Origin of the sequence: Klebsiella sp. RCJ4, assembly GCF_009025755.1 — a bacterium.
Classification (GTDB): Bacteria; Pseudomonadota; Gammaproteobacteria; order Enterobacterales; family Enterobacteriaceae; genus Klebsiella; species Klebsiella michiganensis.
The window spans coordinates 67,445-92,582 of the sequence record NZ_WCIN01000001.1; the positions used below are offsets into that span (position 1 = coordinate 67,445).

Below are 25,138 nucleotides of genomic sequence, written 5' to 3' on the forward strand. Positions count from 1 at the left end.
CCAGTTTGCTCAGAAAGACGTTCCTTCCGACGGCTAAAAAATGGCACAATAGTGGCTGTTTATACAGTATTCAGGTTTTCTCATGGCTTTGACCGCAGCGCTGAAAGCGCAAATCGCCGCCTGGTATAAGGCGCTTCAGGAACAAATCCCTGACTTTATTCCCCGTCCTCCGCAGCGGCAGATGATTGCCGATGTGGCGAAGACGCTCGCCGGGGAAGAGGGGCGACATCTGGCGATAGAAGCCCCGACCGGCGTCGGCAAAACCTTGTCATACCTGATTCCCGGCATCGCCATTGCCCGTGAAGAACAAAAAACGCTGGTGGTCAGTACCGCCAACGTTGCTCTGCAGGACCAAATCTACAGTAAAGACCTGCCGCTGCTGCGCAAAATCATTCCCGACCTGCGATTTACCGCCGCCTTTGGCCGCGGGCGCTACGTCTGCCCGCGTAACCTGGCCGCGCTTGCCAGCACCGAGCCAACGCAGCAGGATTTACTGGCCTTTCTTGATGACGAACTCACGCCTAACAACCAGGCGGAACAGAAGCTGTGCGCGACGCTGAAAGCGGACCTTGATAGCTACAAATGGGACGGCCTGCGCGATCATACCGATAAAAATGTGGATGATTCATTATGGAGCCGCCTGAGCACCGATAAAGCCAGCTGCCTGAACCGCAACTGCCACTATTATCGCGAATGTCCGTTTTTTGTCGCCCGCCGGGAAATCCAGGAAGCAGAAGTGGTGGTGGCGAACCATGCGCTGGTGATGGCGGCGATGGAAAGCGAAGCGGTGCTGCCGGAACCGAAGCATCTGCTGCTGGTGCTGGATGAAGGCCACCATCTTCCGGAGGTGGCCCGCGATGCGCTGGAAATGAGCGCGGAAATCACCGCCCCCTGGTACCGCCTGCAGCTGGATCTTTTTACGAAGCTGGTCGCGACCTGCATGGAGCAGTTTCGCCCTAAAACCACGCCGCCGCTGGCGAATCCCGAGCGTCTGAATGGGCATTGCGAGGAGCTCTATGAGCTTATCTCCTCCCTGAATAATATCCTCAATCTGTACATGCCGGCCGGGCAGGAGGCGGAGCACCGCTTCCCGATGGGGGAGCTGCCGCAGGAAGTGATGGAGATTTGCCAGCGGCTGGCGAAGCTCACCGAAACGCTGCGCGGTCTGGCGGAGCTGTTCCTTAACGATCTGGGCGAAAAAACCGGCAGTCACGACGTGGTGCGTTTGCACCGGGTTCTGCTGCAGATGAACCGAGCGCTGGGGATGTTTGAAAGCCAAAGTAAACTGTGGCGGCTGGCATCGCTGGCGCAGTCCTCCGGCGCGCCGGTGACCAAATGGGTCACCCGCGACCTGCGGGATGGCCAGATGCATATCTGGTTCCACTGCGTGGGGATCCGCGTCAGCGATCAGCTTGAGAGGCTGCTGTGGCGCAGCGTCCCGCATATCGTCGTTACCTCTGCGACGCTACGCTCGCTTAATAGCTTTTCGCGTCTGCAGGAGATGAGCGGGCTGAAAGAGAAAGCGGGAGACCGCTTTGTGGCGCTGGATTCGCCCTTTAATCACGTCGAACAGGGTAAAATCGTCATTCCGCAGATGCATTATGAACCGCTTATCGATAACGAAGAGCAGCATATTGCCGAGATGGCCGCCTATTTCCGGGAACAGGTTGAGAGCAAAAAGCATCTCGGCATGCTGGTACTCTTCGCCAGCGGAAGAGCGATGCAGCGGTTTCTCGAACAGGTTACCGATCTGCGCCTGCTGCTGCTGGTTCAGGGGGATAAGCCTCGCTACCGGCTGGTCGAGCTGCATCGTAAACGCGTTGAAGGCGGCGAGCGCAGCGTACTGGTTGGGCTGCAATCCTTCGCGGAAGGCCTGGATTTAAAAGGCGAACTGTTAAGCCAGGTGCATATCCACAAGATCGCTTTCCCGCCGATTGACAGCCCGGTGGTGATCACCGAAGGCGAATGGCTCAAAAGCCTCAACCGCTATCCGTTCGAAGTTCAGAGCCTGCCCAGCGCGTCATTCAACCTGATTCAACAGGTTGGCCGCCTGATCCGTAGCCATAGCTGCTGGGGAGAGGTGGTAATTTATGATAAACGCCTGTTGACCAAAAACTACGGTAAGCGTTTATTGAATGCATTACCCATATTTCCGATAGAGCAGCCAGCCGTCCCTGAGGTTATAGTAAAAACTAAAACAAAACAGACGCGTCGCAAACGGCGTTAGCGGTGCAATGTCGACGTGGTGAGACGCTCAGAGGAGCCTGCAATGGAGTACAGCAAGATCGTTAAAGAAGTCGGGCGCGGAAAAAACCACGCTCGCGACCTGGACGTGGAAACGGCCCGCGCGCTCTACTCGCGGATGCTTAACGGCGAGGTGCCTGACCTTGAGCTCGGCGGCATTCTTATTGCCCTGCGCATCAAGGGCGAAGGTGAAGCGGAGATGAAGGGCTTCTATGAAGCGATGCAGGAGCACACCATTAAGCTGACGCCGCCGGTCGGCAAGCCGATGCCGATTGTGATCCCCAGTTATAACGGCGCGCGTAAACAGGCTAACCTGACGCCGCTGCTGGCCGTCCTGCTGCATAAGCTCGGCTTCCCGGTTATCGTTCACGGCGTGAGCCACGATCCCACCCGCGTGCTGACGGAAACCATTTTTGACCTGATGGGGATCCCGGCAACGCTTCACGCGGGCCAGGCACAGGCGCGGTTAGATAGTCACCAGCCGGTTTACGTTCCGGTCGGCGTATTTTGTCCGCCGCTGGAAAAACAGCTGGCGATGCGCTGGCGCATGGGCGTGCGTAACAGCGCACACACCCTGGCCAAGCTGGCGACGCCGTTTGCCGAAGATGCGGCGCTGCGCCTGTCGAGCGTTTCGCACCCTGAGTACGTCGGTCGGGTCGCGAAATTTTTTGCCGGGATCGGCGGCCGGGCGCTGCTGATGCACGGTACCGAAGGCGAGGTTTACGCTAACCCGCAGCGCTGCCCGCAGATTAGCCTGATTGATGAGACCGGTACGCGGGTGGTTAACGAGCGTCAGGATGGCGCCGCTGCGCAGGCAGTTGCCCTGCCGGAGTCAAAAGATCCCGAAGTGACCGCGCGCTGGATCGAGCGCTGTATGGTCGGGAGCGAACCGCTGCCGTCATCGTTGAAAATTCAGCTGGCCTGCTGTCTTTTGGCCACCGGCGTGGTCTTGTCTCTGGAGCAGGGGCTGGCGAAGGTGGCTGAGAGCTGGTAACCCTATCGCAGGATCGCAGGCAAAAAAAAGCCCGTCCAGTGGCATGGACGGGCAAGGCAAGGGTATTAAAGGATCTTACAGGGTTAAAACAGTGGCATTACAGGGTGTTGCTGTTGCTACAGGGATAACTGACGATTATTTATAGATAACCGCAGTACCGCTCAGTTTGTTGTTGCTGTTAGCGGAGGTAATGCTATAGCCGGTTGCACCAGCGGCCTCGGCTTTTTCAGCCAGTTTAGCTTCCAGTCCATCCAGCGTCGTCGCGCCTTCAGCGGAAACCACACCAATTTTGTTCATGCTCTCTGCCTGAGCCGATGTCACCGGCTGAGCGGCGAACGCGCCGAAAGACAGAGCGGAAAGGGCGATAGCGGCGGCAGCATATTTGATGTTTTTCATAGTTAATCTCTCGCAGGTTGTTCTGTATAGGGGACGATGTTCCGTCGATGTGATAAGTATCACGGTTTTTAGCGGGAGATAAAATCGAAGGAAATTAACAGTCTTCATCTAATTTTTTGAACGACTATTAATTTATTGAATATTAATAAATTATTTTAGCCGGCGGCGGCGAAACAGGTCGGGGCGGCGAACGGGGGGCTGGAAGGGCACATTTTGCCACGCCGTTTGCCAAAAAACGTGCGCGAAAAGATAACGCGATGTGCGTAATGAACGGTAAATATTGGTCAGCGAAGCTGGCTATCCTTGGAGCCTCTGCGATTATATCCTGAAAATGTATTGTTATGTAAATCTTTCTCCTGTTGGCATTTTACGCAGTACTTCACCCCCGCCACCGCCCGTCGGCGCGCCTCAGGAATCGGCTCCCCGCATTCTTCACAAAATTTGTTGCTTTCCCCCGATGACAGTTCGTTTCGCGCCCGAGCTATCGCGTCGTTGATGGTGCTGTCGATCTGTTCCTGCACCGCGTCATCATTCGCCCAGCCTGATGCCATAGTTCACCTCGCTATCTCGCATCTCTTTAGTATAGAGAATATGGGGGTAAAAAATGACCAGACAAGGCTCAGATCTCTGACCATTCGCGCAGCAGGTTATGGTACAGATTAAGCAGAGACAGGACTTCGTCACTTTCGCCGTGGCGGCTTTTTAATTTCTGAATATTGCCATCCAGTTCAAACAGCATACTGCGGCGTTTATCGTCGCGGATCATTGACTGAACCCACAAGAACGAGGCGACGCGAACGCCTGAGGTCACCGGAGTGACGCAGTGCAGGCTGCTTGAAGGATAGAGCACCAGGTCCCCGGCAGGGAGCTTAACCGAATGCTGTCCGTAGGTATCGTTCACGACCAGCTCACCGCCTTCGTAGCTCTCCGGGGGGCTTAAAAAGAGCGTGGCGGAAAGATCGGTGCGCATCCAGCCTCCCTGCGCCTGGCTGCGTACCGCGCCGTCGACGTGGAAACCATAAGTTTCGCTCTGCTGATAACGATTAAACAGCGGGCTGGAAATCGCTTTCGGCAGCGCGGCGGCAAAAAACAGCGAGCTGCGATTCAGCGCCGCCAGTACGTTGCCCTGAAGTTCGCCGTAAAGATTGCTGTGGGTATCAACCTGCTGGTTATTTTTGACCTGGGCGCCCAGATCGCCGGTCGTCACGCGCCCGTCGACCCATTCCGCCTGCTGCAGCTGAGCGATAAAATCGTCCACTTCCTGAGAGCTGAGAACGGCGGGAATATGATACATCATCGTTTTATCTCCGGAGAAAACGGGGCGTAGCCGCCCCGGGGTGGATCAGAAGTGCATATTGGCGGTGAGCACGAAGGTTCGCGGTTCGCCCGGGTGATAACGGTAGCCGCTCTTGTTAATCGAGGCGACATAGTCGGTATCAAACAGGTTGTAGACGTTCAGCTGCAGGTCGAGATTACGGTTAATGCGATAGCCGACTTTGGCATCAGCCACCCAGTAGCCTTCGGTATAGGAAGGCGTGCCAACCGCACCGTCGCTGCCGCGATGCATGCTGCCGACGTATCGCGCGCCGGCGCCGACGGCGATCGCATCGGTGGCCTGATACTGGCTCCAGAGGGTGAACGCGTGCTCTGGCGTATACGGCAGCGCGCTGGTGCCATCCTGGGCGGTATTCGCGCCTTCACGAACGCTGGCGTGCTGTTGGGTATAGCCGCCAATAACCTGCCAGTCGGGCGTGATATTACCGGCCAGAGAGATCTCATAGCCTTCAACGCGCTTCTTACCGTACTGCGAATAGCTGCCGTCGTCGTTCTGCTCGACTTCGTTTTCAATATCGGTGCGGAAGAGGGCGGCGGTCAGCAGCAGGCGCTTATCCATCAGCTCCCACTTGGTGCCGACTTCGCTGGTTTTGGCCTTCTGCGGTTTAAAGTCGGTTCGGTTGGCGCTGCTGCCGGTGCCGCTTTGCGCGAGGGTGAAGTTGCTCCCTCCCGGCGGCTGCTGGGAGACAGCGTAGTTGACGTAGAGGTTGCCGTTATCGGTCAGGTGGTACAGCGCGCCGGCCTTCCAGTTAACCAGGTTACCGCTGGTTGAGGTATCGACGGTGGTGACGGGGGTATTTTTCGCCACCCCGGTCGGGCAGGCGATGGCACCGCGTCCGGTACCGCCGCACAGGCTGGCGCTATCGTATTTGGTCTGGTAGTTATCCAGACGGATCCCGCCGTTAAGTTCGACGTCCTGGGTTATCTGCAGCGTATCGAAAGCATAGACGCCGAAGGTATCCGTCTGTCCGTTAGCGTTGGCGCCGCTGCGGTTCAGGCCGCCGATGGAGATATCGCTGTTCGGATGATAAATATTCACCGCCGGAGGCGTGAGCGGATATACCCCGTAGTTGGTCTGGGTTTCGCGGGTAAATTCCACACCGGTGCTGACGTCATGACCGATGGCCCCGGTATAGAACGTCGACGTCAGGTTAGTCTGGTTGGTCAGGATCTTGTTGCTAATGTCTTTGGTATTCGCCAGGCGCGACCAGGTCCAGGTGCCGACATCGTTGGGGTTTGGCTGAGTGATGTTTGACGCGCCGCCCATCACCGCAGTCATCAGGTAATCCTGCTTCACGCGAGACCAGCGGGTGGTGTTGCGAATCGTCGTCGTGTCGCTCAGGTCGTGCTCGAAGCGCATCGTCACGGTATCGGTTGTGGAATCATCGTAGTCGGAGTCGGTGCCGTAGAAGTTGCTGGTGGCGACCTTGCCGGAGTGATTCAGCGCCGAGGTGCCGGCGTTGGGAGCGGAATAGCCCGGCAGACCGATGGTGGGAATGCCGCCGTCGGGCGTGTTGTGCTGGGTTACGTGCAGATAGTTAAGATACAGGCGGTTTTCGGTGCCGAGGCCAAATGCGGCCGATGGCGCGACGCCGTAACGCTCGTTTTTCACGTTGTCCCGGCCCGCATCGTGGGTTTTCTCGCCCATCAGATTCAGACGCACCGCGCTGGTTTCGCCAATGGCCTCGTTAATATCCAGGGTGCCGCGTCGGAACCAGGCGCTGCCCGCGCTGGCGGAGGCGTCGATGCCGGAATCGAGGCGCGGCTGTTTGCTGATCATATTGATCGAGCCGGTCGGCGCGCTGCGTCCGTAGTCGGAGCCTGAAGGTCCCTTGATGACTTCGATCTGCTCGGTATTAAAAGTATCGCGGCTGACGCTGCCGATATCGCGGATGCCGTCGACGTAAATGCTGTTGGAAGTGTCCGCTCCGCGCATGTAAATCGCGTCGCCGGTCGTCGAGTTGCCGTTTTCGCCGGCAAAGAAAGCGCCGACGCCGGGAACGTTTTTCAGCGCGTCGGTGAGGTTAGTGACGCCCTGGTCCTTCATCACCTGCTCAGAGACCACGCTAACCGTCCGCGTTGTGTCGGCAATCGGGCGTGAAAATTTAGGATCGGCGGAGCGGGTCGGCGCGTACAGCGATGGCGTCTGCGCTTCGACCACCAGCGTTTCGCCGCTATTTTTTTCAGTGCTATCCGCGGCAAGCAGCTGGCCGGTCGGAGAAAGACTCAGGCATAAGCCGGTGAAGAGAGTGAGCGAGTGAAAACTGCTGAACGGCAAATTGTTATTTTTTTCCATATCAATAAGTGACTTATAATTTTAATTAGGCCATAACGACCGCAGACGAAGCGTTGCTTCGCCCCGACCACTGCAGGTGATTTTTTACAAAAGCAATGAGTTTGATAATGATTGTGATAATCATTATCAAACATCAGGCGAATTTCTATCACTCATTTATAAAAAAATAAATACATTTATTTACATTGGCTGCATTTTTTCTACATAAAGGCGCACCGGGCAGGCGAGGTTGTTGCGCGAAAATGGCATTCAGCTACCCGGCCTGGAAAACGGCGCTAGTACAGGCCGGGTGGGAGGGTTAGCGGGCGTCCGGACGAACGAGGTCAAAGCGCAGGCTTTCATCAATGCCATAATAGGCGCTGGGGCCTCCGGCGCGCAGAATCGGCTGGGCTTTGGCGGTCTGGTAAATTCCGTCTTCCAGCAGCGATTCATCGATATGCACCGCCACCACTTCGCCCAGCACCAGCCAGGTGTCAACCGCTCGTCCTTCTGCGGTTGTTAACTGGATGCATTGTGAAAGGCGACACTCGAAGTTTACCGGGCTTTCGGCGACCCGCGGCGCGCTGACGATGCGGCTGGGAGCGGCAGTCAGCCCGGCGCGGATGAATTCATCTTCATTATGGGGAAGGGTGGCGGAGGTTTCGTTCATCGCGACCGCCAGAGGCCGGGTGGCCAGATTCCAGACGAACTCTTTAGTCTCAGCGATATTCTGTACGCTATCTTTCCAGCCGCTGCTGGCAAAACCAATAATCGGCGGCCGATAGTTAAAGCAGTTGAAAAAACTGTACGGCGCGAGGTTACGCTGGCCGCTGTTATCAAGGGAGGCTATCCAGCCGATGGGGCGCGGCCCGATAATAGCGTTAAGCGGGTCGTGCGGCAGCCCGTGTCCGTGCGAAGGTTGGTAGAAATACATACGACACCCGTGACAAAAAAAGAGATAACCAGACTCACTTATTTACCGCGCCGCCGTCAACGGGTATCTTACGCGGCTGTTCAAAGGAGATTGCCATGAAAGCCCAGAAACCGGGGTTACACCCGCGTAACCGTCACCAACAACGCTACGACCTGCCCGCGCTGTGCCAGGCCCACCCTGAGCTCCAGGGCTTTATCACCCTTAACCCGGTGGGTGAGCAGACCATCGACTTTGCCAATCCGCTGGCGGTGAAGGCGCTGAATAAAGCGCTGCTGGCGCACTTCTACGCGGTGAAACACTGGGATATTCCCGACGGCTTTCTCTGCCCGCCGGTGCCGGGCAGGGCGGACTACATCCATCATCTCGCCGATCTGCTGGCGCTGGATAGCGGGACGATCCCGGCCAACGCCAGCATTCTCGATATTGGCGTTGGCGCAAACTGCATCTATCCGCTCATTGGCGTGCACGAGTACGGCTGGCGTTTTACCGGCAGCGAAGTGAACGCCGACGCGTTCGCCAGCGCCCAGGCTATCGTCAACGGCAATCCCGGCCTGACTCGCCAGATCCGCCTGCGTCGTCAAAAAGACGCCAAAGCGATTCTGACCGGCATTATTCATAAAAATGAGACCTACGACGCGACCCTGTGCAACCCGCCGTTCCATGATTCCGCCGCCAGCGCGCAGGCGGGCGGTGAGCGTAAACGTCGCAACCTGGGACTGGGCGAGGAGAGCGTGCTGAACTTTGGCGGCCAGCAGCAGGAGCTGTGGTGCGAAGGGGGCGAGGTTGCGTTTATTACGCAGATGATTGCGGAGAGCCAGCAGTTTGGCCGTCAGGTGAAGTGGTTTACCTCCCTGGTTTCTCGCGGCGACAATTTGCCGCCGCTCTACCGTGCGCTGACCGACGTCGGCGCGGTGAAAGTGGTGAAAAAAGAGATGGCCCAGGGGAATAAGCAGAGCCGCTTTATCGCCTGGACCTTTATGGACGAAGCCAAACGTCGCCGCGCTTTATAACGTGGGCTCGGCGGGTGCCGGCGGTCCCGCCGGTGCCGGCATCGGCAGAACCTGGTAAGTTTGTACCGGCGCCCGCACGCCCGCGAGGTCAAAATGCCTTTTCACCTGAGTGTCGAGGGCGAACCTTACCGTCCACTGCTTCAACGGCAGGGTGGTAAAGGTGACGCGCAGGGTGAAGGCGGTATTGCTTAAGCCCACCAATCCAGCGAAAGAGGGCTCGCCAATGATCAGCCCGCGAATCTCTTCCTGCGCCATCACTTCCGCGACCGCGTCTTTCAGCGCCTGGTTGGCCTTATCCAGATCCTCCTGTCGATCAACGTCATAGTTGGCCACCACCGAGCCGATCCCGCGCACGAAGTTGGCGAAGGTGGTTATCGAAGACCACGGAATAATGTGATAAGCGCCAGTATCCTGGCGTACGCCGACGGAGCGAATCGACATGCGTTCTACCGTCCCGGTTAACGGCCCGATGGTCACCAGATCGCCGGTATTCATGCCGTTCTCAAACTGGATAAAAATCCCGGTAATAATATCTTTAACCAGGGTTTGCGCGCCGAACGAAATCGCCAGGCCCAGCGCGCCGGCGCCGGCCAGCAGCGGGGCAATGTTCACGCCCACTTCCGAAAGCAGGATCATGATAGTAATGGTGCTAATGACCACCGCCAGCGCGTTGCGAAACAGCGTCAGCAGCGTTCGGGCGCGGGCGCTGGGCAGCGGGCGGCCGTGAATATCCGATGCCAGCCGGTTCTCAATCAGGCTGGCGAGCAGCGTCCAGCCAATTGCCGAGAAGAAGAGGATCAGCGCGATACGAATCAGCACATCGACCGCTTTTTGCCCGCTGCCGTTATGCATCCACTGCCAAAAATCGAACAGCCCCCACGCGCTGAGCAGCAGCATGATCGCCACGCAGACCGTCAGGATACGCGCGGCTTTCAGCGACGCGGAGATCCAGCCGTTCAGCCGTTTTTGCAGTTCGGGATAGTTGCGCTGGGTTTCCGGCGACAGGGTGATGGTTTTCGCAATCCAGCGCGACAGAATACCGGAGACCAGCGCGGCGGCGCCGATGATGGCCAGGCTGCGCAGCGTCGCGCCCATCATAAATTTCAGGCTGTTGCCGGGATCGAACAGGGAGAAGAAAAACAGCACGATAAAATAGGCGCAGGCCAGCCAGTGCCAGATCAGCGCAAAGGCGCGGATAAACAGGCTAAAGAAGGCCAGCGAGCGGTCGGCGAGATGGATAAGCCCCTGGGTAATCAATTTCTTATTGTGAAATATCAGGTACAGCGCCCAGAGCGTAATGCACAGCATAATCACCACGTTGGCCAGCGCTCCGAACTGTACGTTGACCTGGTTGGAGATAATCGGCACCGCGACGATGAGCCCGTAGCCAATCAGGCTGCTCAGCGCGCTGAGACGCAGGTTCCAGTATTTCGCCGCTTCATCGCTGAGGTTAAACGGGCGTAGCTCCGGGATGCGGGGGCAAAAAATAAGCCGCAGAATGGCCTTGAAAAATTCAATCAGCGCGAAGGCGTTGAGAAACAGGCTTTGTTGAAAGGCGATGGTGGGATTGTTACCGTTCAGGCGGTCGCTTAAAAGCTGGCCCACGAAGAGCGTGAGCGCCAGCAGAAGCAGGTCAAAAATAAACGCGCCGGCGATCGTTGCAGGTAGCTGAAGCCAGTTGCTGCGGTCGCGGTTTTTATGCCGTCCCCAGTGGCCCATCTTGCGATACAGCGGCAGGGCCGCCAGGCGTACCAGCCACCAGAACGCAAAGACCAGGCCCGCCAGCAGCAGGAAATGCCAGGCGGCGTTGGTGAAAGTCTGAGAATTAAACGGTTTGTGCGGAGAACCGGTGATGTTGCGCCACAGTTGGGAGAAGCGCGAAGAGAGCTGCTCTCCGTATTCGCGGCTGATGTGAGTGACGTTCTCCAGCACCGTGGTCTCGTCTTTTATTTCCGGCGGCGTCAGCTTCGGCGTACTGTCCGGCGGCGGCGTGGCGGCGGCTTTCCGCAGCTGCTCGATAAGCTCCTGACGGGCGTCGGCGTTTTCAAGCACGTCGGCCAGCGCGCCGTAGGCCGCTTTCTTCTGCGCCACATCGGGTTCACTGCTGCTGGACGGGTCCGCTGTGGTTGCCGGAACGCCGGGCAGCGTCGCGGCCCATAGCGGAGCGGTGAAGAGTAGGGCAAGCAGTAACAAAATCCGCGGCACAGGCACCTCCATTGCATCTCAAACCAATAAGTATAGAAGATGAGATCCGCAGAGCGAGGTTGGGATGATTCTGGAAAGCGGCTCTCCCGCGAAGGGAGAGCCGGGGGATGTATTTTACCAGCTGTATCGGACGTTGAGGCTGCCGTTAAGGTCGTCGTAATGATTGCTGCCTTTCTGACCCGTCACCATTCCTGTTACGCTCCACTGATTATTGAGATTCACCTCAATTCCCGCTTTGAGTTCGGCGCGATTTGCCGGTAAATCCATCTGAACGTCAGCATGATTAAATGCAACGGAGATATCATCATTGGTATGCAACCAGTTGACTTCAGCAAAGGGTTGAATGACAGAGGTGCGATTTTTATATAGCTTGCCATCCACGCGCAGACCGAGGCGGGAGGCCCAGCTGCTGCTGCTTTGCCCATCAATTCGCGTTCTTCCTTTGTCGATAACGGTATCAGCAGAATAATTCTGCCAGATGATTTGCGCCTGTGGCGTCAGGCTAATCTGTTGTCCCTCTTTCAGAGGGATGTCGTATCGATATCCCGCTTCCAGCGAGGCCGTATGGGTGTGGGAATCATAGTCCGTTGAGCCAATATCCCCGTTTTTCACTGTGTTACTATACATCCCGTACTGGTACCAGCTGTCAATGTATAGCCCTCGGTGCGTTTGGGAATCGGCAAACCAGGTCGAGTAAATGCCTACGTTGTACCCGGAAACGTTGCCGCTGGCTGACAGTTGACTGCCATCCATACCTCGATTACCGGTACTGTCAGTATCGGCATTGATATAGCTGCCCATAATGCCTGTGACCAGGCTTTGTTCACCGTTATCCCAGGCGAGTATGTCCCCGCCTATCTGGATTTGAGAGTAGTTGTTGTTAATATCAACGTTGCCGCTAACGGCCTGGGAATCGGCACGTCCAGCTTTAAACCGCATCCACATATTGCCATTAGCGGTACGAAGCTGACTGCCTTCGCGATCGTAAAGCGTTTGCATTTGCAAGTTGCGCACCATCCACTGATTACCAAGATATGCCCCTATATCAGCGCGATATTGATGCGAACCTGATGGGGTGGTATCGCCATGGTTACCCTCATCGGGTTTCACCGGGTCGATATTGCCGTTGTTGCCGTCATCAGGCTTAACCGGGTCGACGTTGCCGTTGTTGCCGTCATCAGGCTTAACCGGGTCGACGTTGCCGTTATTGCCGTCATCAGGCTTAACCGGGTCGACGTTGCCGTCATTGCCGTCATCAGGTTTAGGATCTACAGGTGCGTTTGATTGCGAGCGTAGATACCAGTCTCCGGTATCCTTGTACAAACGGTATTCATACAAGCCAATTTGGACCTGATTTCCCTGGGTGAAGACACCGTTTGAATTTCCTGAAATATCAATTAATTCAATACCTTTATTCGTCAATTCACCCTTGCCATCCACGTTAGTGATATACACGGTAGAATTACCGTTTGAATCACCGGAGATCGTCAGTTTATCGGTTAACGAGTTATCGCCACCTAACCGGGTATTGAAAAAGAGGTTGCCGTTATTGCCGGTATAGTCGCCATTGATGGTCAGGTTGTTGCCAACCTCTCCGCTTTTGCTCATGGCAAGATTGCCGCTATTAAAGACGTTACCATTAACAATGCCGCTGCCGCCGAAACGAGCTGCTGATGCGATGTTAATTTTTTGCTTACTTCCAGCAGCTCCAATTATTCCGCTGTTTTCCAGCCATAAGGTGCCCTCTTTAACGTGAGTATCACCGCTGTAGGTATTGGCCGCGGAGAGAATCAACGTACCGTCGCCCAGTTTAGTCAGTGATTTCCCATCCCAGCCGCTGCTATTGGTTGAGGCTAGCGTATTTGTGACATCATCGAGATGATTATTTACTGTAAATTCGCCGTTCGCTGCACTTAGCGTAAAGGTTCCGTGCGCATCGGTTGCGGCATTGTGTTTATCTGCATACCAGGAAAGTGCAGTGACTAACTCATATTGCGCTTTATTGTCAGGATTAATTCGTCCATCTATGGTTAAAAAGTCGGTTTCTTTCGCATCTATTCCGGCAACGGTGAAATTATTGAAGTCTCCGTTGATTTCATTTTCTGCGCTAATAAGCGTAAATGTGTACGGCGTGGTTATTAATGAATTATTAATATTACCGATGCCACTAATATTCAACGCCCCATTAAGGCTGCTGTAGCTTGTGACAATAACCGGTTCACCAACGCCGCGATCCAATTGTATGTTGAGTACGCTGCTGTCGGTGAGCATTAATTTCGCTGCATAAAGAGAACCTGAAGCAGTATTGAGATTAATGATGCCAGCGTTGGTAAGATTGCCGATAGCGGAATCACCGCGAACATTCCAGAGGCTGGTTTTGTCCAGGTCGACCGTGACATTGCTGTTTCCGGCCTGAATGGCACCGCTTAGGGTACTGTCATTTTTGGCGCGGAATATAACGTTATTCCAGTTGTTATCATTAACCGTCAGCAGATTTGCCGCACTGACGTTTTGCAGATTATCAACGGTAATATCTGCGGCACCTGCATTGACATAAAATGCACTACCGTCCTTTGCTGTGGCGGTAACGCTGCCGCCGGTGATATTTAGCGAATTGACCTCATCGTCGTAATAAGCATATGACGAATCCAGATAATAGGCCGCGCTATCGCCAGTTATCTGGCTATTCGTTAATGATGCCGATGCCGAATTCCAGCTTTTGTCCAGTAATACACCAGATGCTCTATTACTGAACACATTTAGATCATCACCCGTAAGTGTTCCTTTGTCACTGATTCTGAGTCCATGGGCATATTTCCCCTGAGTTTCTATCGATATCTGTTTTAATTCAACATCTGAATGGTAAACATCGATTCCGTTAGCATTATTTCCAATGGTTTTAATGCTTCCGCCCGTTACCGTAATGTGACTGCCTTCCCGGGAGTATATTCCGGCAGCAATAGAACCTGAAGTTAATATATCGACATCATTAAGTAATATTTTGGCAAAATATGCATAGGTTGCATGAGCCTCGTTACCTGAGGTTTCCAGGTGAGAATTATTTAGGGTGGTTTGGCTTGTATTGTCAGCTTCTAATCCATAAGCAAATTCACCGTGAGTCAGTACGTCAATATTATCCAGATAGACATTCGCGTTATCCAACGCAATTCCATAGCCATGATCGCCAGACGTGGTCACTTTACTGTTTACTAAGTGAATATCACCACTGTTGGTAAACAGTCCCAAAGCGTTATCACCTTTAGTTGATATATTGACATTGCTGAGTTGCAAAAGAATATTGCTGCTGTTTCTGACACCATCAGAGTAGTTTCCGCTAGTCTGTATGCTGCTATCACTCATGACGATATTTCCACGTGAGAATAATCCATAAGACCACTCACCCGAGGTAGATATTGTGACGCTGTTCAGGTCGATTGGGCTATCCACATCCCCAGAATAGATACCATTAGCATAATCACCTGTTGTTGTAATACTGCCACCTGTAGTATTGATAGAGCCATTGAAGCTTGCTGACAAGCCGTCAGAATTGTTACCCGAGGTTAAAATCGTCACGTCTTTCAGCGTAACTACGCTGTTGTTATAGGATGTCACTCCATGTGAATATATCCCTGCAGTGGCTACGCTACCGCCTGTCATTGTAACATGAGCGCCTTTGTTGGCTGATAGCGCAGTACTCCAGTCACCTGCCGATGAAACAGATACGTTATCGAGGTCAATGATGCTTTCTGATGAAGATGCAAGGACGCTGGTTGCTGAATATCCTTCAGTGAAGATACTGCCGTCCGTCAGCGCAATTTTTCCACCATCATAGGCAATCAGACCGCCAGCCCGGTCCCCTGCTGTCGTAATCGTGACATCATTGAGGGTGGCTATGCTGTTAGCATCAGAAGTAGATACTGCAAACGAATTTTCACCTTGGGTAGCGATTGAACCGCCGCTGAGGGATATCTGGGCTCCTGAAACTGCGGTCACCGCCGATGAGCTATTGCCCGCGGTGAGTATTGACCAACCCTGATTATCAAGCGTTAGGCTACTATTGGCTCCGTCAATGTATATGCCATTAGTTTGCGAACCTGAGGTCCTGATCGTGACTACACCCTCGTCACTGATAACAATTTCCTCATTACCCCAACCCCATGCTGAGATTGCAGTTGTTCCTCTGCTATTGGGGTCGTGGTTGCTGGAAAGATAGGTTCCGCTTAATTTATATTCACCAGAATTATAAGTTGTAAAAGTGCGGTCTTCCGCCAGGGCGACGCCAGACACGCATAAAAATGATGCCGCCAGAACGTTGATTCGGGTATGGCTGAGAAGGCGTCCATTACTGCTGGCAAATTCCGGCGCGACGACAAACATATTACGTGTAGCGCTCCAGACGATATTAAAGCTTCGGTTCATAGTTCATCATTCCCTAATAAACGGTGCGGCTAAGAAAAGCTGTTTAGCTATAGAAGCATGATATTTTTACTTTTTATTGTGAAATGATTTTGTTTTTGATGCTCATCACAAAAAGAATATGAATGCTTTTACGTCATGCTGAACTGAAGAGGGGGGAGTCGGTGGAGAATGCAGGAGTGAAAAGTTTATAAAGGGATAATTATTGGCGAAGAGCAGACTTCATATATCCACGGTGTAGATAATAGCTATTCAATGACTTTTGATGTGGATGATTTTAATAACTCCGGGTTATTATGTTTAATAAGAATAATATCAATTGATCCCTTGCACGTTTGTCTTTCTTAACAGGAGAGGAGACTTTCTCAACGCAGTGATTCTGGAAAGCGGCTCTCCCGCGAAGGGAGAGCCGGGGGGCATCAGGCTACGTGCTGCAAAAACTCGCGCAGGCGCGGGCTGGGCGGGTTATTCACCAGCATCTGCGGATCGCCATCTTCCGCAATACGCCCTTTATCGATAAAAATCAGGCGCGACGCCACTTTTTCGGCGAAGCCGATTTCGTGGGTAACGATAACCATGGTCATGCCTTCTTCGGCCAGATCCTGCATCACTTTCAGCACTTCATGACGCAGTTCAGGGTCAAGCGCGGAAGTCGGCTCATCAAACAGCATCATTTTGGGTTTAACCGCCAGCGCCCGGGCAATGGCCACGCGCTGCTGCTGTCCGCCTGAAAGCTCAGAAGGATAGTGGTGCGCACGTTCCGCGAGGCCCACTTTCTCCAGCAGGTCTTTCGCCAGTTTTTCCGCCGCCGCTTTATTGGCACCGCGAACGCGCAGCGGGCCGAACATCACGTTTTCCAGCGCCGTCAGGTGCGGGAACAGATAAAACTGCTGGAACACCATCCCGGCTTCCTGGCGAATCAGCCGCTCGTCAACCTTCGGGTCGTTGACCTTCAGACCGTCGACGATCAAATCGCCGCTGGTAATCTCTTCAAGTTTGTTAATACAGCGCAGCAGGGTCGATTTACCGGAACCGGACGGCCCGATAATCACCACGACTTCGCCCTGGTTGATCTTCAGATCGATATCATGCAGCACCTTGGTTGGGCCAAAATGCTTGGAAACGTTTTTAAATTCAATCACAGGATTTTCATCCTTCTTTCAAGACGACGCAGAACAAAGCTCAGCACCAGGGTGATGATCAGGTAGATAACCGCAACGGCGCTCCAGATCTCCAGTGCGCGGAAGTTACCGGCAATAATTTCCTGGCCCTGACGGGTCAGTTCGGCCACGCCGATGACGATAAACAGCGAGGTATCTTTGATGCTGATAATCCACTGGTTGCCCAGCGGCGGCAGCATACGGCGCAGCGCCAGCGGCAGGATCACGTAGCGGATAGTTTCCCGACGAGAAAGGCCCAGCGCGAGGCCGGCTTCCCGGAAGCCTTTATGGATCGACAGCACCGCGCCGCGGGTGATTTCCGCAATATAGGCGCCGGAGTTGATCATAATAGTCACCACCGCCGCCGAGAACGGGTCGATGCGTAAATCGCTAAACGCCATCGGCAGGGCGAAGTAGATGAACATGACCTGCACCACAATTGGGGTGCCGCGGATGATTTCGATAAAGACCAGCGCGATGTGGTTGGCAATCCAGCCGCCGAAACAGCGGGCGAAACCGGCCACCAGACCGATTATCAGACCGCCGACCAGGCCGAGGACCGAAATCCACAGCGTCATTTTGGCGCCTTCCAGTAAAATTGGGATGGCGGGCCAGATGGCACTCCAGTCAAACTGCATAATGTGTTCCTGTTACCGTGTCGAAAACAGAGGAAAACCCCCTGAGAAAACTATTCAGGCCTGCTGACGGGTAGCCCGGAGAGCTCCAGGTCTACCAGACCACAGCAGGCCTGGAAGAGAGTATCGCTAATTATTATTTGGGTTCAGTACCGAACCATTTTTTATAAATTTCGTTGTAAGTGCCGTTCTCACGCAGCGTTTTCAGCGCGCCGTTCACTTTTTCACGCAGCTCGTCGCTGCCTTTCGGGAAGGCGATACCGTAGTTTTGCGCTTCCAGCGAGTCGCCTACCGCTTTGAACTTGCCGTTACCCGCAGTTTTGATGAAGTAAAGGATGTTTGGCGTATCGTGCAGAACCGCATCAGCGCGACCGGTACCCAGTTCCATATAGGCGTTATCGATGTTCGGGAACTGGCGCAGATCTTTGGTTTTGATATTGGCTTTCGCGTAATCAACGGAGCCGGTGCCGCCCTTCACGGCAACCACTTTACCGTTCAGATCTTTGACATCTTTAATATCGTTATTATTCGCGTTAACCATGACCAGCAGGCCGCTTTTGTAGTAGCCGTCAGAGAAGTCGATCGCTTTTTTACGTTCGTCGGTGATGGTGATCCCCGCCAGCGCGAGATCGATGTTTTTGGTCTGCAGCGCCGGAATGATACCGCTGAAGTCCATTGGCTTCAGGGTGTAGTCAAGCTTCAGCTCTTTCGCAATGGCAGCCCACAGGTCAACGTCGAAACCGACATACTTATCGCCCTGTTTAAATTCGAACGGTACAAACGCCGTGTCGGTCGCGACAACCAGTGTTTTATCAGCGGCGTGAGAAGAAACCGCAAAAGCCAGGGTCAGTGCAGCCAGTGAAACTTTAAATACAGACTTCATAGCATTTCCTTTTATATCCACGGGACGATCCCCTGCGAGAACGAGTTGCCTTATGAAAAAATCATGCCACTTTTACAACCTGTTGTTTTATAACAAGCAGGAAGGCGCCTGTTGCACAATTTTGATAACGGATAACGTTAAATGCACCGATATGGGGCGCCGTTTTGGTGCGTCATAAAGGCATCGCATAACAAGAGCATTTTTAACGCAAACCCTGATGTTAAAACAATCTCGGCGTAACGATTGTGTGAGGTGATTATTACAATTGATTTACTTTTGCGCGTATTTTGTACATTCTCATGCACTGAAGTGGTGCGCGGCGGGAAGTGGAAAGAAAAAAAAGCCGCCAGCGTGGCTGACGGCAGTTGGCCTTACTCGATATTGGCTTCGATGAACCACAGGAATTTATCCAGGTCGCGGGAAGCGGCGGTAAAGATATCAGCGGTATCTTCATCTTTGGCTTCATCGATGGCTTTACGCACATCGTTGGCGACGATCGCATAGCGGTCGGCCAGCTCTTTCAGATGGTCCTGGACGCTATGGATATCCAGCGGGTAGCTTTTCAGCGGGCTTTTGCTGTTAATGACCTGAGTTGTACCCAGCGCTACGCCACCAAGCTGTACGGCACGTTCTGCCATCGTATCAAGGTGGTCGACGAGCGCAGTGCGGAAGCCGTCCAGCATCTCATGAACGGCAATAAAGTTTGCACCGCGCATATTCCAGTGAGCCTGTTTGGTAATCAAAGACAGGTCAATGAACTGGATCACCTGGCGATTCAGCAGCTCAACGGTCGCTTTCTTCGCGCTATCAGCGACGTCGTTACGGGTATAGAGCAGATTCGTTGCTTTAGTTTTAACCAGTTTTGCGGTACTCATAGTGTCATATCCTCTTGATATTTGTACTCGTCATACTTCAAATTCGAATTATTCGGAGCGTCTCATCCCAATAACTTGCGGAATTAAGTATAGCAACGGATTTGAGCTTTGCAGCGGCGGTAGTCTCTATCGGTCTGATAGCGCAGGGCTGTTAGTCAGGAAAAATAGTCTATAAATTAAGGAGATGATTGATTTTCTCGTCAATCAGCTCCTTTTCGCTAGCTGATGTCGACCTTTTGTATCTTCGTTTCCCGACGCATCGTCAGCGTGGATCCCATCGAGGCAAGAATAATCGCCCCCAGCGCCAGCGTTTGGGTCGCGGTTAGCGTTTCGCCAAGAAACACCATTCCGGAAAGCGCGGCGAGAGCCGGCTCCATGCTCATCAGGGTGCCAAAGGTCTTGCTGGGCATGCGGGTCAAGGCAACCATTTCCAGAGAGTAGGGCAGCGCGGTCGATAAAATGGCGATCCCCAGTCCCGGCAGCAATAGCCCCCACTGAAAGAGCGTATCGCTGGCCTGGATCATCCCCATCGGGACGAAGACCACCGCAGCGATCAGCGACCCCATAGCGACCGTTGCGGGGCCATGCTCTTCGCCGGCACGCTGGCCGGTCAGAATGTAGACCGCCCAGCAGGCGCCAGCGCCGAGGGCCAGCAGCGCGCCAATGGGATCGATCTGCGCCACGCTTTGCCCCAGCGGCAGCAGAAACCAGAGCCCGAGCACCGCCAGCGCCACCCAGACGAAGTCGAGGGGGCGACGGGAGCCAAAGAGCGCCACCGCCAGGGGGCCGGTAAATTCCAGCGCGACGGCGACGCCTAGCGGAATGCGTTGAATCGATAAATAGAACAGGTAGTTCATCGCACCGAGCGACAGGCCGTAGAAGAGCAGCGGCAGGCGCTGCTCCGGGGCAAAGCGCAGGCGCCAGGGTTTGAAGATAACCACCAGGATGAAGGTGCCGAGCGCGAGGCGCAGGGCGGTAACGCCTGGCGCACCCACCAGCGGGAAGAGTGACTTGGCCAGCGAGGCGCCACTCTGGATCGAAATCATAGCAATTAAAATAACCAGTATCGGCAACCATGCCGGTACTTTGCGGGACGAGCCGGGCATCCTTTCTCCTGTCAATTTTGTCAAATGCGGTAAAGGTTCCAGTGTAAATGAATTACCCCGCGCCGGTTGAGCTAATGTTGAAAAAAAGGGGTGTAAAAGCAGTACAATAGCGCGGGGTTGAAGATAATTTCACCAGAAGATTAGGAATAATCTGGATACACGTCTGGCGCTTTATGAGCCTTAATAGGAGTATATTTGTAAAAAAGGTTTGTTTTCCAGTTTGTTATAGAAACGTAGAAACCTTTAGTTACATGAAAAAGTACGTTAGACAATGTAAAGTGAAAAGAGTTTCCCAAAAGTTTTTGTTATATTTAATGCTTAGGACTTATTAGAAACACATTTGAGGTGGTTATGAATAAAATTGCACGTTTTTCAGCACTGGCCGTTGTTCTGGCTGCATCCGTAGGTACCACTGCTTTCGCTGCGACTTCTACCGTTACCGGTGGCTACGCGCAGAGCGACATGCAGGGTGAAGCGAACAAAGCAGGCGGTTTTAACCTGAAGTACCGCTACGAGCAAGACAACAACCCGCTGGGTGTTATCGGTTCTTTCACCTACACCGAAAAAGATCGTTCTGAGTCTGGCGTTTACAAAAAAGGTCAGTACTACGGCATCACCGCAGGTCCGGCTTACCGTCTGAATGACTGGGCGAGCATCTACGGCGTAGTGGGTGTTGGTTACGGTAAATTCCAGGACAACAGCTACCCGAACAAATCTGACATGAGCGACTACGGTTTCTCTTACGGTGCTGGTCTGCAGTTCAACCCGATCGAAAACGTTGCTCTGGACTTCTCCTACGAGCAGTCTCGCATTCGTAACGTTGACGTTGGCACCTGGATTGCTGGCGTAGGTTACCGCTTCTAATCACTCCGGTGATATAAAAAATCCGCCTCAAGGGGCGGATTTTTTTTGCCTGCGGTTCACGCGACTCTGTTAATTGACGGTAAACGCGTCGGTACCCAGATGGGTATAGTCCACTTTCTTTAGCTGGAAGTTAGTGATGTAGATGGGGCCGGCCTTCTGTTCCGAGATAAAACGATAGCGCGGGACAATCTCCTGAGCGCTGATGCCGGTCCACTGTGAAAAGAAGCTGAGGAAGTCGTTGGCGGACCGCCGCGCTTTAATGACCTTATGCGCTTTATCATCGCTGGAGATCACCATAAAGGGGACCTGGAAATTCTGCTGGTACTTATCGTCGTGCGCCAGATACTGCACCTCTTTCCCGCGCTCTTTAAAAGCCAGACCGTGATCGGAAAAATAGGTCATCGAGAAGGTTTCGCCCGAGTTTTGTAGCTGAGTATAAAGATCGCTCAGCAGCGTATCGGTTTGCGTCATGGTGTAGAGATAGCAGGAGGTCTCTTTCGACTGAACAAAAACCGCGTATTTCCCTTTGGTGCGGTCGCAGGCCTGCGGATGCGAACCCATCAAATGCAGGACAATCAGCTGCGGCTGGGTGCGACGGGTGGCAAGCACCTGCGCGGTCAACTTTAATAGCTGCTCATCCTGAGTGTTTTTATTGGCCTCGAAATCGCCGTTCTTGAGGAACTGAACTTCGTCCGCGCGTTTGGCGATGCTGGCAATTGCCGTATCGTATTCGCCAATTTGCCCCTGATTCGAGAACCACCAGGTCTGAAAACCGGCGCGGTTGGCGAGGGTGACAAAGTTATCCTGAAACTGCGGTTTATCATCGACCACCCGGTTGAGGGTTAAACCGAGCGATTTCTGCGTTGAACCGCTGGCGGCAACGTAGTCATTGAACAGATAGCCTTTTACCGAGCTGGCGAACGGGGTGTTGTCCCAGTGGCCGCCAAAGGCGCCGAGCGCATCGCGACGCGCGCTCTCACCGATCACCACCACATACAGATGATATTTGGGCTTTACCGCCAGCACGTGCCAGCTGTCTTTCATATTCGCCAGCTGCGCCATTCGCGCCTGCTCATCCAGCACTTCATTATTATTCACCACCACATCTTTAACGAAGCGTACGGCGGGGTAGCCGGTGTCGATAACCTTAAAGACGCCGCCCCAGGCGAGGTTTTGCACCGGCTGGAGAAAGAAAATAGCGGTGCAGAACAGCAGCCCCAGCGTCTCCATTTTCCCCCATCGCGCCGACGCGTCCGGCTTGCGCCGTACGGCAATCACGCCGAGCGCAAAGATAAACACGGCCAGCAGATAGTTGTACCACGGGAAAATGGTCAGGATCTCGGTGGACTCTTCGATGTTTGTGGCATGCAGCGCCAGCAGCGTGTTGAAATTGGGCGCGCCGTAGGCCTGGCCGAAAGGATAGTACATGGCAGCCAGCAGCGAATAGGCGCCGATCGCCACTTTTTGCGCGCGCGGAAAGCTGCGCCACAGCAGATGCAGCACGCAGGTAAAAGCAACGGTATAGAGCAGGCTAAAGTCGTAGCCCAGCGCCAGGTTAATAAACAGCGATTGTAAAAAGTAGAATCCTGTCCATGGGTTCAGTACCAGTCCGCGGGCGACCAGCGTTTCTTTCAGCGTGACATTCATAGTAAACAATCAAAAAAAGAGCCATGTGCGTCCCCTGGCATCAAGGGGTAAAACCTGCTGGACAGTGCGTGAAGAGGGTCTCTGCGAGCCGCAGTAGTGGCAGGGCTGACAAAAGATAGGGCTTGCAAATGTTAAGGTCAACTATCCATAACGGATTGTTTTGGGAGAAAGCTTACAAAACTTGAAAAAAGTTGCTGAAGCGCTGAGTAATCAGCCAGTTTGACGGGAAATTATGACAGAAAAATGAAGCGGCGTACCGCGACGCCGCATTAGTTGTTGGGTTTATCCTGCTGGGGCTTGCCGTTGATCAGATCGCACAGCATACCGACAAGCATTAACCGTACTTTAAAAGGAGAATGGGTAAACACGTTTAAACACCTCTTGAATTCATTCATCTCGACCTCCTGTAACTTCGTCCTTCACTCCTTGAAGGATGTGTGTATTACATACAGATATAGCACAGGCTATATTTTATAGCTATGGCTAAAACGTTAATTTTTTGTTCTCTGTGCGCGATCCATTACAATAGGGATCCTTTTATATGATGCTTGATGCGTCACAGGAATGAGGAAGCACAATGAACCGTCGCGCAGGTAAGCCAATAACAAAAAAAGTGACGCAGCTAGTGAATGTCGAAGAACACGTTGAGGGGTTTCGTCAGGTGCGCGAGGCGCATCGTCGGGAGCTGATTGATGACTACGTGGAGCTGATCTCCGATCTGATTATGGAGGTGGGGGAAGCCCGTCAGGTGGACATGGCCGCGCGTCTTGGGGTGTCGCAGCCAACGGTTGCGAAAATGTTAAAACGACTGGCCAGCGTCGGGCTGATCGAACAGATCCCATGGCGGGGGATCTTTTTAACCCCGGAAGGTGAGAAGCTGGCGCATGAAAGCCGCGAACGCCACCAGATCGTCGAGAACTTTTTACTGGTGATCGGCGTTAGCCCGGAAATTGCGCGTCGCGACGCCGAAGGCATGGAGCACCACGTCAGCGAAGAGACGCTGGCGATGTTTAAACAGTTTACCCTCAAGCAGGGGTCACCGGGAGAATGAACCTCGTCTTTGTTCAGTCGCTAATCCGCGACCGTTTTTTGCATCTGCTGCTGATCGTCGGCGTTGTTTTAAGCTTTTTTGTTCCGTTTGCCCCTGCAGGCTGGCTACACGCCATTGACTGGCATACGATTATCACCCTTAGCGGGCTGATGCTACTGACCAAAGGTATTGAACTGAGCGGCTATTTTGACGTAATAGGTCGCAAAATGGCGCGCCGCTTTGTGACCGAGCGCCAGCTGGCCATCTTTATGGTGCTGGCGGCCGCGCTGCTATCCACCTTCTTAACTAACGACGTGGCGCTGTTCATCGTCGTGCCGCTCACGCTGACTCTGAAAAAATGGTGCGCCATCCCGACAAGCCGTCTCATCATTTTTGAAGCGCTGGCGGTGAACGCCGGGTCGTTGTTAACGCCCATCGGTAACCCGCAAAACATTCTTCTCTGGGGGCGCTCGGGCCTCTCCTTTCCGGCCTTTATCGGCCAGATGCTGCCGCTGGCGGCAGCGATGATGCTCACCCTGCTGGCGCTGTGCTGGTTCTGTTTCCCCGCGAAGCGTCTCGACTATCAGAGTAGCGACAGGGCGCCCTCCTGGCGGCCAAAGCTGGTCTGGAGCTGCCTGGCGTTCTATGGGGTCTTTTTGACCGCCTTAGAGCTGAAGCAGGAGCTGTGGGGACTGGCGCTGATCGCGCTGGGTTTTTTGCTGCTGGCGCGGGCGGTCATTATCCACGTCGACTGGACGCTGCTGCTGGTCTTCATGGCGATGTTTATTGACGTTCACCTGTTGACCCAGCTACCGGCTCTCCAGCATGCGCTTAACGGCGTCGGCCAGCTCTCGGCAGGCGGATTGTGGCTGACGTCGATTGGCCTGTCGCAGTTTATCAGCAACGTCCCGGCGACCATTTTGCTGCTCAATTACGTTCCACCATCGGTGCTGCTGGCCTGGGCGGTAAACGTCGGCGGGTTCGGCCTGCTGCCAGGCTCTCTGGCAAACCTGATTGCGCTGCGCATGGCTGGCGATCGCCGTATCTGGTGGCGTTTCCATATCTACTCTCTGCCCATGCTGCTGTGGGCCGCGCTGGTGGGGTACGGATTGCTGCAGCTCTGATTTTC

The 25,138-nt window shown here is 53.9% G+C and carries 20 protein-coding genes; 6 read left to right on the forward strand and 14 right to left on the reverse strand.

Features of this window, described 5'->3' with window-relative positions; all coding sequences use genetic code 11:
* The first annotated feature begins 82 nt into the window (after window positions 1-82).
* Complete coding sequence (gene dinG, locus F8562_RS00350) at window positions 83-2,227, forward strand: ATP-dependent DNA helicase DinG (protein ID WP_014228509.1); 2,145 nt, start codon at window positions 83-85, stop codon at window positions 2,225-2,227.
* Between the two features lie 42 nt (window positions 2,228-2,269).
* Window positions 2,270-3,238, forward strand: coding sequence for a DNA-binding protein YbiB (ybiB, locus tag F8562_RS00355; RefSeq protein ID WP_014837874.1), 969 nt, complete (start codon window positions 2,270-2,272; stop codon window positions 3,236-3,238).
* 135 nt (window positions 3,239-3,373) lie between these two features.
* On the opposite strand, the gene ybiJ is transcribed toward ybiB, so the two are convergent.
* The 5 genes from ybiJ to F8562_RS00380 all read right to left on the reverse strand — a co-directional run bounded on the left by ybiJ (window position 3,374) and on the right by F8562_RS00380 (window position 8,178).
* Window positions 3,374-3,634, reverse strand: a complete 261-nt coding sequence (ybiJ, locus tag F8562_RS00360; RefSeq protein ID WP_004130722.1) for a DUF1471 family protein YbiJ — start codon at window positions 3,632-3,634, stop codon at window positions 3,374-3,376.
* Between the two features lie 284 nt (window positions 3,635-3,918).
* A complete protein-coding gene (locus F8562_RS00365) occupies window positions 3,919-4,185 on the reverse strand; it encodes a DksA/TraR family C4-type zinc finger protein (RefSeq protein ID WP_004130731.1) in 267 nt (88 codons plus the stop codon).
* A 68-nt stretch (window positions 4,186-4,253) separates the two neighbouring features.
* Window positions 4,254-4,931, reverse strand: coding sequence for a PKHD-type hydroxylase YbiX (ybiX, locus tag F8562_RS00370; protein WP_004849092.1), 678 nt, complete (start codon window positions 4,929-4,931; stop codon window positions 4,254-4,256).
* Between the two features lie 45 nt (window positions 4,932-4,976).
* On the reverse strand, window positions 4,977-7,265 hold the full coding sequence (locus tag F8562_RS00375; protein ID WP_014228512.1) for a catecholate siderophore receptor Fiu: 2,289 nt from the start codon (window positions 7,263-7,265) through the stop codon (window positions 4,977-4,979).
* A 298-nt stretch (window positions 7,266-7,563) separates the two neighbouring features.
* Window positions 7,564-8,178, reverse strand: coding sequence for a flavin reductase family protein (locus tag F8562_RS00380; protein ID WP_014228513.1), 615 nt, complete (start codon window positions 8,176-8,178; stop codon window positions 7,564-7,566).
* A gap of 95 nt (window positions 8,179-8,273) precedes the next feature.
* Between F8562_RS00380 and rlmF the strand changes: the two genes are divergently transcribed.
* On the forward strand, window positions 8,274-9,188 hold the full coding sequence (rlmF, locus tag F8562_RS00385) for a 23S rRNA (adenine(1618)-N(6))-methyltransferase RlmF (protein ID WP_014228514.1): 915 nt from the start codon (window positions 8,274-8,276) through the stop codon (window positions 9,186-9,188).
* Here the strand turns inward: rlmF and ybiO are convergent.
* The 7 genes from ybiO to rhtA form a co-directional block, all read right to left on the reverse strand.
* On the reverse strand, window positions 9,183-11,393 hold the full coding sequence (ybiO, locus tag F8562_RS00390; RefSeq protein ID WP_014228515.1) for a mechanosensitive channel protein: 2,211 nt from the start codon (window positions 11,391-11,393) through the stop codon (window positions 9,183-9,185). The two genes, rlmF and ybiO, sit on opposite strands and share 6 nt — an antisense overlap.
* Window positions 11,394-11,507: 114 nt before the next feature.
* Window positions 11,508-15,812 carry an autotransporter outer membrane beta-barrel domain-containing protein gene (locus F8562_RS00395; protein ID WP_014837875.1) on the reverse strand — a complete coding sequence of 1,435 codons (4,305 nt, stop codon included), beginning with the start codon at window positions 15,810-15,812 and terminating at the stop codon, window positions 11,508-11,510.
* 416 nt (window positions 15,813-16,228) lie between these two features.
* On the reverse strand, window positions 16,229-16,951 hold the full coding sequence (gene glnQ, locus F8562_RS00400; RefSeq protein WP_004849106.1) for a glutamine ABC transporter ATP-binding protein GlnQ: 723 nt from the start codon (window positions 16,949-16,951) through the stop codon (window positions 16,229-16,231).
* Window positions 16,948-17,607, reverse strand: a complete 660-nt coding sequence (gene glnP, locus F8562_RS00405; RefSeq protein WP_004100490.1) for a glutamine ABC transporter permease GlnP — start codon at window positions 17,605-17,607, stop codon at window positions 16,948-16,950. Before glnP ends, glnQ begins: the two co-directional genes overlap by 4 nt.
* Window positions 17,608-17,740: 133 nt before the next feature.
* On the reverse strand, window positions 17,741-18,487 hold the full coding sequence (gene glnH, locus F8562_RS00410; RefSeq protein WP_004849110.1) for a glutamine ABC transporter substrate-binding protein GlnH: 747 nt from the start codon (window positions 18,485-18,487) through the stop codon (window positions 17,741-17,743).
* A 371-nt stretch (window positions 18,488-18,858) separates the two neighbouring features.
* The gene (gene dps, locus F8562_RS00415) at window positions 18,859-19,362 is read right to left on the reverse strand and encodes a DNA starvation/stationary phase protection protein Dps (RefSeq protein ID WP_004130751.1); all 504 of its coding nucleotides are present in this window, start codon (window positions 19,360-19,362) and stop codon (window positions 18,859-18,861) included.
* Between the two features lie 218 nt (window positions 19,363-19,580).
* Window positions 19,581-20,468 (reverse strand): threonine/homoserine exporter RhtA, encoded by an 888-nt coding sequence (gene rhtA / locus F8562_RS00420; RefSeq protein WP_004100495.1) that lies wholly within the window; start codon window positions 20,466-20,468, stop codon window positions 19,581-19,583.
* Window positions 20,469-20,819: 351 nt separating this feature from the next.
* Between rhtA and ompX the strand changes: the two genes are divergently transcribed.
* On the forward strand, window positions 20,820-21,332 hold the full coding sequence (gene ompX / locus F8562_RS00425; RefSeq protein ID WP_004130755.1) for an outer membrane protein OmpX: 513 nt from the start codon (window positions 20,820-20,822) through the stop codon (window positions 21,330-21,332).
* Between the two features lie 69 nt (window positions 21,333-21,401).
* On the opposite strand, the gene F8562_RS00430 is transcribed toward ompX, so the two are convergent.
* Together F8562_RS00430 and mntS are read right to left on the reverse strand one after the other, a co-directional pair.
* Window positions 21,402-22,979: a phosphoethanolamine transferase gene (locus F8562_RS00430; RefSeq protein ID WP_014837876.1), complete on the reverse strand. Its 1,578-nt coding sequence runs from the start codon at window positions 22,977-22,979 to the stop codon at window positions 21,402-21,404.
* Between the two features lie 269 nt (window positions 22,980-23,248).
* Window positions 23,249-23,374: a manganase accumulation protein MntS gene (gene mntS, locus F8562_RS00435; protein ID WP_004100500.1), complete on the reverse strand. Its 126-nt coding sequence runs from the start codon at window positions 23,372-23,374 to the stop codon at window positions 23,249-23,251.
* A gap of 182 nt (window positions 23,375-23,556) precedes the next feature.
* On the opposite strand from mntS, the gene mntR reads away from it, so the two are divergent.
* Both mntR and F8562_RS00445 read left to right on the forward strand, forming a co-directional pair.
* A complete protein-coding gene (mntR, locus tag F8562_RS00440) occupies window positions 23,557-24,030 on the forward strand; it encodes a manganese-binding transcriptional regulator MntR (RefSeq protein WP_014228517.1) in 474 nt (157 codons plus the stop codon).
* Complete coding sequence (locus F8562_RS00445; protein WP_014837877.1) at window positions 24,027-25,133, forward strand: anion transporter; 1,107 nt, start codon at window positions 24,027-24,029, stop codon at window positions 25,131-25,133. Before mntR ends, F8562_RS00445 begins: the two co-directional genes overlap by 4 nt.
* Window positions 25,134-25,138 lie beyond the last annotated feature (5 nt).

Bases quoted from the DNA above. Each gene is read 5' to 3' on its own strand.
- dinG (WP_014228509.1), top strand. From the start codon at position 83: ATGGCTTTGACCGCAGCGCTGAAAGCGCAAATCGCCGCCTGGTATAAG.
- ybiB (WP_014837874.1), top strand. From the start codon at position 2,270: ATGGAGTACAGCAAGATCGTTAAAGAAGTCGGGCGCGGAAAAAACCAC.
- ybiJ (WP_004130722.1), bottom strand. From the start codon at position 3,634: ATGAAAAACATCAAATATGCTGCCGCCGCTATCGCCCTTTCCGCTCTG.
- F8562_RS00365 (WP_004130731.1), bottom strand. From the start codon at position 4,185: ATGGCATCAGGCTGGGCGAATGATGACGCGGTGCAGGAACAGATCGAC.
- ybiX (WP_004849092.1), bottom strand. From the start codon at position 4,931: ATGATGTATCATATTCCCGCCGTTCTCAGCTCTCAGGAAGTGGACGAT.
- F8562_RS00375 (WP_014228512.1), bottom strand. From the start codon at position 7,265: ATGGAAAAAAATAACAATTTGCCGTTCAGCAGTTTTCACTCGCTCACT.
- F8562_RS00380 (WP_014228513.1), bottom strand. From the start codon at position 8,178: ATGTATTTCTACCAACCTTCGCACGGACACGGGCTGCCGCACGACCCG.
- rlmF (WP_014228514.1), top strand. From the start codon at position 8,274: ATGAAAGCCCAGAAACCGGGGTTACACCCGCGTAACCGTCACCAACAA.
- F8562_RS00395 (WP_014837875.1), bottom strand. From the start codon at position 15,812: ATGAACCGAAGCTTTAATATCGTCTGGAGCGCTACACGTAATATGTTT.
- glnP (WP_004100490.1), bottom strand. From the start codon at position 17,607: ATGCAGTTTGACTGGAGTGCCATCTGGCCCGCCATCCCAATTTTACTG.
- glnH (WP_004849110.1), bottom strand. From the start codon at position 18,487: ATGAAGTCTGTATTTAAAGTTTCACTGGCTGCACTGACCCTGGCTTTT.
- dps (WP_004130751.1), bottom strand. From the start codon at position 19,362: ATGAGTACCGCAAAACTGGTTAAAACTAAAGCAACGAATCTGCTCTAT.
- rhtA (WP_004100495.1), bottom strand. From the start codon at position 20,468: ATGCCCGGCTCGTCCCGCAAAGTACCGGCATGGTTGCCGATACTGGTT.
- ompX (WP_004130755.1), top strand. From the start codon at position 20,820: ATGAATAAAATTGCACGTTTTTCAGCACTGGCCGTTGTTCTGGCTGCA.
- F8562_RS00430 (WP_014837876.1), bottom strand. From the start codon at position 22,979: ATGAATGTCACGCTGAAAGAAACGCTGGTCGCCCGCGGACTGGTACTG.
- mntS (WP_004100500.1), bottom strand. From the start codon at position 23,374: ATGAATGAATTCAAGAGGTGTTTAAACGTGTTTACCCATTCTCCTTTT.
- mntR (WP_014228517.1), top strand. From the start codon at position 23,557: ATGAACCGTCGCGCAGGTAAGCCAATAACAAAAAAAGTGACGCAGCTA.
- F8562_RS00445 (WP_014837877.1), top strand. From the start codon at position 24,027: ATGAACCTCGTCTTTGTTCAGTCGCTAATCCGCGACCGTTTTTTGCAT.